Origin of the sequence: Dietzia sp. DQ11-44, assembly GCF_014145205.1 — a bacterium.
Classification (GTDB): Bacteria; Actinomycetota; Actinomycetes; order Mycobacteriales; family Mycobacteriaceae; genus Dietzia; species Dietzia natronolimnaea.
This window is the reverse complement of sequence record NZ_JAALEC010000182.1, coordinates 1-5,131: the sequence shown is the minus strand read 5'-3', so window position 1 is coordinate 5,131 and position 5,131 is coordinate 1. Positions and strand designations below refer to the sequence as shown.

Genomic DNA, 5,131 nt, shown 5'->3' with positions numbered 1-5,131 from the left:
CACGTCGCCGGTGGCGGGGTCGACGGCGAGGTCGACGACGGTGACCGACCGACCGTGGGACGCGGGCGCCACCACCACCCGCTCGTCGTTCTCCGCGTCCCGCACCCGGCAGGTCGCGGGACCGCCCGAGGCGCCGACGATCAGCGCGTCGACGGCGGGGTCCAGGCGCTTGACCAGGTCCAGCTCGGTGAGTTCGTCGGGGCAGGCGCCGGGGTCGAGGTTGCCGTGCACGGTGGTGGACTGCACCAGGCCCACGATCGCCTCCACGCCGAGGAACTGCAGCGCCTCCACGGTCTCGTTGACCGCCTTGACCGGGTCGGCGAGCCGGGTCGTCGTCTCCGGGGCGCTGTCGGAGGGGAGGGTGACGGCCACGACCCCCACGCGGACGTCGCCGATGCGGTGGATCGCGAACGGGAAGGTGGGAGCCGCGTCGGGGGAGGGGACGACGTTGGAGGCCAGGAACGGGAAGGCCGCGCCGCGGAACGGTGGCAGGGGCGGGTCCACCCGGCAGTCCTGCTCGGTGCGGCACCCCGGACGGACCAGGGAGCGGACGTGGTCGGCCCCCTTCTCGAGCTCGCGCCTCCCGACTCCGGCGCCGTCCACGCCGAGACGGTTGAAGAACTCGATCGTCGGCCGGTCGCCCAGCAGCGCCGCCTCCGGAGCGGTCCCACCGATCGAGTCACCGGTGGCCAGCAGCATCGCGTCACCGGCCTGGTCGCGCAGCTTGCCCACCGTGGCGGCCAGGTGGGCCCCACCGCCCGCCGGCCGAACGTTTCCCGAGCCGTCCCGGAGCTGGCCCTGGAACCCCACCGGCCGGGTCAACGCACCGGAGAACTCGCCGATGCCGAGGATGCGCACCGACTGCGTCTCCTCCGAGGGCGTCCAGGGTCGGCCGGACTCGCCGGTGCGGGCACCGGCGAGCGGGGTGGCGGCGAGGGTGAGGACCAGGGCGCCGATGGCCACGATCACCAGCGTGACGATCGCGGTCCGGCGGAGCGAGGGGGAGCCCGGTCCGTGGTGGTCCGCCGGGGATGGTGAGCCGGACCATACGCGGGTGCCGACCAGCGAGGAGTTCATGTCGTCCCATGAACTCTGCTGTCTCATCCGGCTCCTTCGATGTCCTTCGGTGTCGATCCGTCGCGGGCACGCGTGATCACCAGCGGGAGCACCGCTCTGCGCACGCGAACCTTGCCCACTGTGCCGGTGTGAGGTCACGGGAGCCCGCCGGAACAGTCACGTTCCGGTCACAAAAGCGCGTGCGGCGTCCAGGAGGCGGTCGTTCTCGACCGGGTCGCCGATCGTCACCCGCACCCCGTGGCCGGCGAAGCACCTGGTGACGACGAGGTGGCCGCGGCAGTGCGAGTCGAATTCGGCCGCGGCGTCACCGAGCGGCAGCCACACGAAGTTGGCCTGGCTCTCCGGCACGGCATGGCCGAGATCGATCAGCGCGTCCCGGACCCTGGTGCGTTCGGCCACCACGGCGTCCGTGCGGGCGCGGAGTTCGTCGCCCGCGTCGAGGCAGGCGATCCCCGCGGCCTGGGCGAGCGAGCTCACGGAGAAGGGGACGACCATCTTCCCCACCGATGTGATCAGGTCCGCCGGCCCGGTCAGGTAGCCCACGCGCAGCCCCGCCAGGCCGTACGCCTTGGAGAACGTGCGCAGAGCCACGACGTTGGGCCTGGCCATGGACTCGGCCACGCCGTCGACCGGGTCGTCGGATCGGAGGTACTCGTAGTACGCCTCGTCCAGCGCCACCGTGACCCGCTCCGGAACGCGGTCGAGGAACGCGGTGAGCTCGGCGTGGGAGACCGCCGGCCCGGTGGGGTTGTTGGGGGTGCAGACGAAGATCAGCCGGGTCCGGTCGGTCACGGCGTCGGCGATCGCCTCGAGGTCCAGGGTGCCGTCGGCCCGGTTCGGGACCGGGACGGGGACGGCGTGCGCGATGCGCGCGATGATGGGGTAGGCCTCGAACGATCTCCAGCCGTAGAGGACCTCGTCCCCGGGTGCGCACACCGCCTGGACGAGCTGCTGGCACAGCGCCACCGAGCCGCAGCCCGCGGTGATGTTGCGCGACGGGATCCCGAGGAACTCCGCCAACCGGGACACCAGCGCTCCGGCGGTGATGTCCGGGTAGCGGTTCACCCCGGCCGCGGCGTCCACGATGGCGGCCGCCACGCTCGGCAGCGGTCCCGCGGTGGTCTCGTTGGAGGCCAGTTTTACCGCTCCCGGGACGGTGGCGCCGGGGACGTAGGAGGGGATGGCGTCGAGGTCGCTGCGCACGTCGGGGGACATGCGTACAGAGTAGGACCACCGGATGACGCCGGGGTGTCCGGCCGTTTTGCGCACCGCGCCGACCGGTGTGTACTGTTATCCCTCGTTGGCTCAGCAGAGCCTCCAGGAGGCGTGCCAGAGCGGCCGAATGGGACTCACTGCTAATGAGTTGTCCTCCTTAAAGGGGACCGGAGGTTCAAATCCTCTCGCCTCCGCCATGCCGGAGCACCGGGTGACCGGTTGAACTGGCACGACAGATGAATAATGCGCCCGTAGCTCAATGGATAGAGCACTTGACTACGGATCAAGAGGTTAGGGGTTCGAGTCCCTTCGGGCGCACAGCAGCGGTACCGGCAACGCCCTCGTCCACGCGGACGGGGGCGTTCGTCGTTCGTCCCCCCGCCCACGACTCACCGGGTCGCGGCCGTGTCCCGCCGATGCGCCCGGAGGGTCTCGACCTGGTCCCAGATCACGATCACCCAGACGGTCGCGACGACACTCCATCGGATCGCCGCGGCCGGCAGCTCGTCCCCGTCGGCCGAGACGAGGTCGGGGTGGATCACCGACTCCTGGGTCAGGACCAGGACCGTGAGGAAGGCGCCGAACACGACGTCGGTGACCACCTCGACGGCCAGTCGCCGCCGGGACCTCCCCGGGCGGGCCAGGCGCCGGATCTGCACCAGCGCCAGCGCCCCGATCAGGGCCAGGTAGCCCGCGAGCCAGACGGTGGGGATGTCCGGGTTCACCACCGTCTCGCCGCCGTTGAGGTGTCCGATGTAGAGGAACGTCGACGGCACGAAGGGCACGGCGGCGAGCAGCGCGAGGAGGTTCAACGAGACGATCGCGTCGATGCGGGTGTCCGGCCGGACCCGCGGATGGTCGAGTTCCGACGGGTCCCACGCGGTCGACGTGGTGAAGGGGTTGCGGCCCCCCTCGGGCGTGGTCCGCTCGACGATCACCACGAGCAGGGTCCAGGCCGCGAACGCCCACAGCAGGGCGGACACCACCCCGCTGACGACCTCACCGATGAGGCCGCCCAGTTCGGCCTGCGGGGCCGTCACCACGTAGACGATCGCGCTCGTGAGTGCTGCCAGGGCGCCGACGATCGGCATGAGCCAGCGCAGGACACGCAGCCACGCCGGGTAGACCTCGGGCCCGATGAGGTAGTGCCGTGCGCCCGAGTAGCGACGCGCCAGCGCGGCGGGGTCACCGAGCCGACCGAGCACGGCGCGCTCGATCGAGTCGGGGTCGGGAGCCGCGGCGCCGTCGCCGTGCCGGTCGAGCTCGGCCGCGACCATGTCGTCGATGGTCGCGGCGATCTCGGCGGAGATGTCGTCGCTCGTGCTGTCCGGCAGCCGCCGGACCACCTCGGCGATGTAGCGATCGGTCAGTGTGGACATCACGTCTCCGCCTTCCGCAGATCGGTGTAGGAGGCGCCCAGCGCCTGCCATTCGGAGTGGAGCAGCTCGGCGGTCTGGGCACCGAGCGCGGTGGTCTCGTAGTACTTGCGGGGTCGGGGTTCCTCCGTCCGCCACGTGGAGGTGAGCAGCCCCTGACCCTCCAGGCGGCGCAGCAGTGGGTAGAGGGTGTTGGCCTCGGTCGAGATCCCGGCCTCGGCCAACGTGGTGAGCAGGGCGTACCCGTAGCGCGGTCGCATGCAGGCCAGCAGGCTCGCCAGCACCACCGAGCCGCGCCGGAGCTCCTGCAGGTGGGTCCCCAGCACCGCGTCCACTCCGTCGCTCATGCCTCACACGGTACTGTGTGGCACACAGTATGGGAAGAGTGCGCCGCACAGGCACCCGGCTCGAGGCCGGAACGGTGATCGTCGGCGTGGGGGAATGCCAGCCCGCCGTCGCCCCCGCGGCCGATGTCGTGCGCGGGGGTCGGGGGTGGGGCCGACGGTACGACGACGACGAGACCGGCCGCTTCGTAGGCTGTGCCGATGTCCCAGCCCGCTCGAGATGCGCTCCGCCGCAACGCCGGCCATCTGGCGTCGGTGGCCCTGGTGATCATGTGGAGTTCGGGCTATGTCGGCGCGGAGCTCGGGACCCGGACCGGTGAGACCTCGCTGCAGCTGCTCGGCTGGCGGTTCTCGATCCTCGGGCTCCTGCTGCTCTCGGTCTGCCTCGTGCTCCGGGTGCGGTTGACCGACCGGAGGGCGTGGGCGCGGCAGGCGGTGCTGGGTCTGTTCAGTCAGGCCGTGTTCCTGTTCATGATCTTCGAGGGTGTCGCCCGCGGCGTCGACGGCGGGACGGCGGCGCTGATCGCGGCGCTGCAGCCATTACTCGTGGCGACGGTCGCGGGCAGGTTCCTCGGGGAACGGACCACACCGGTCATGTGGATCGGCATGCTGCTCGGAATGGCGGGCGTCGTGGTGGTGGTCTCGGGCGGCCTGGGTGCCGGCAGCGCCCCGTGGTGGGCCTACCTGTTCCCGGTGGCCGGGATGCTGAGTCTGGCCACGGGGACGGTCCTCACCCAGCGTCTCAGGCCCACGGAGACCCTGCTCCAGTCCATCACCATGCAGTCGGTCGTCGCGGCGGTGGCCCTGGTCGCCGCGATGCTGCTGGCCGGGCAGGGCGCGGTGCCGGCCGAGCCCGAGTTCTGGGTGGCGGTGGCCTGGCTGGTGTTCCTCTCCACGCTCTGCGGGTACGTCCTCTACGTGTTCGTCACCCGCACCAGGGGCGCCACGGTGGCCAGCGTCCTGCTCTACCTCACCCCGCCCACCACCATGGTGTGGGTGTGGCTGATGTTCGGGGTGCCGATCACTCTTCTCGCGGTGGTCGGTATGGCGGTCAGCGCGGTCGGCGTGATCCTGGTGCTGCGGTCCCGGGCAGCGGCGCAGGCCCAGCGCGACCGCCGG

4 protein-coding genes, 2 tRNA genes and 1 pseudogene are annotated in these 5,131 nt (G+C 71.4%); 3 read left to right on the top strand and 4 right to left on the bottom strand.

The genetic code is table 11. From position 1 onward, the window contains the following. Together G6018_RS05680 and G6018_RS05675 are read right to left on the bottom strand one after the other, a co-directional pair. Positions 1-1,104, bottom strand: a pseudogene (locus G6018_RS05680) (bifunctional metallophosphatase/5'-nucleotidase); the annotation flags it as partial. 129 nt (positions 1,105-1,233) lie between these two features. Next, the gene (locus G6018_RS05675) at positions 1,234-2,292 is read right to left on the bottom strand and encodes a pyridoxal phosphate-dependent aminotransferase (protein WP_182639098.1); all 1,059 of its coding nucleotides are present in this window, start codon (positions 2,290-2,292) and stop codon (positions 1,234-1,236) included. Between the two features lie 105 nt (positions 2,293-2,397). On the opposite strand from G6018_RS05675, the gene G6018_RS05670 reads away from it, so the two are divergent. Together G6018_RS05670 and G6018_RS05665 are read left to right on the top strand one after the other, a co-directional pair. Further along, positions 2,398-2,489, top strand: a tRNA-Ser gene (locus tag G6018_RS05670). A gap of 48 nt (positions 2,490-2,537) precedes the next feature. Continuing rightward, positions 2,538-2,610 (top strand) — tRNA-Arg (locus tag G6018_RS05665). A gap of 71 nt (positions 2,611-2,681) precedes the next feature. On the opposite strand, the gene G6018_RS05660 is transcribed toward G6018_RS05665, so the two are convergent. Together G6018_RS05660 and G6018_RS05655 are read right to left on the bottom strand one after the other, a co-directional pair. Next, positions 2,682-3,671 (bottom strand): hypothetical protein, encoded by a 990-nt coding sequence (locus tag G6018_RS05660; protein ID WP_182639096.1) that lies wholly within the window; start codon positions 3,669-3,671, stop codon positions 2,682-2,684. Continuing rightward, positions 3,671-4,015: a helix-turn-helix transcriptional regulator gene (locus G6018_RS05655; RefSeq protein ID WP_031265220.1), complete on the bottom strand. Its 345-nt coding sequence runs from the start codon at positions 4,013-4,015 to the stop codon at positions 3,671-3,673. Before G6018_RS05655 ends, G6018_RS05660 begins: the two co-directional genes overlap by 1 nt. Positions 4,016-4,213: 198 nt before the next feature. On the opposite strand from G6018_RS05655, the gene G6018_RS05650 reads away from it, so the two are divergent. Further along, the coding region (locus G6018_RS05650) for a DMT family transporter (protein ID WP_182639094.1) at positions 4,214-5,131 on the top strand (918 nt) is incomplete at its 3' end.

Coding starts and splice junctions, on each gene's coding strand:
- G6018_RS05675 (WP_182639098.1), bottom strand. CDS start 2,292: ATGTCCCCCGACGTGCGCAGCGACCTCGACGCCATCCCCTCCTACGTC.
- G6018_RS05660 (WP_182639096.1), bottom strand. CDS start 3,671: ATGTCCACACTGACCGATCGCTACATCGCCGAGGTGGTCCGGCGGCTG.
- G6018_RS05655 (WP_031265220.1), bottom strand. CDS start 4,015: ATGAGCGACGGAGTGGACGCGGTGCTGGGGACCCACCTGCAGGAGCTC.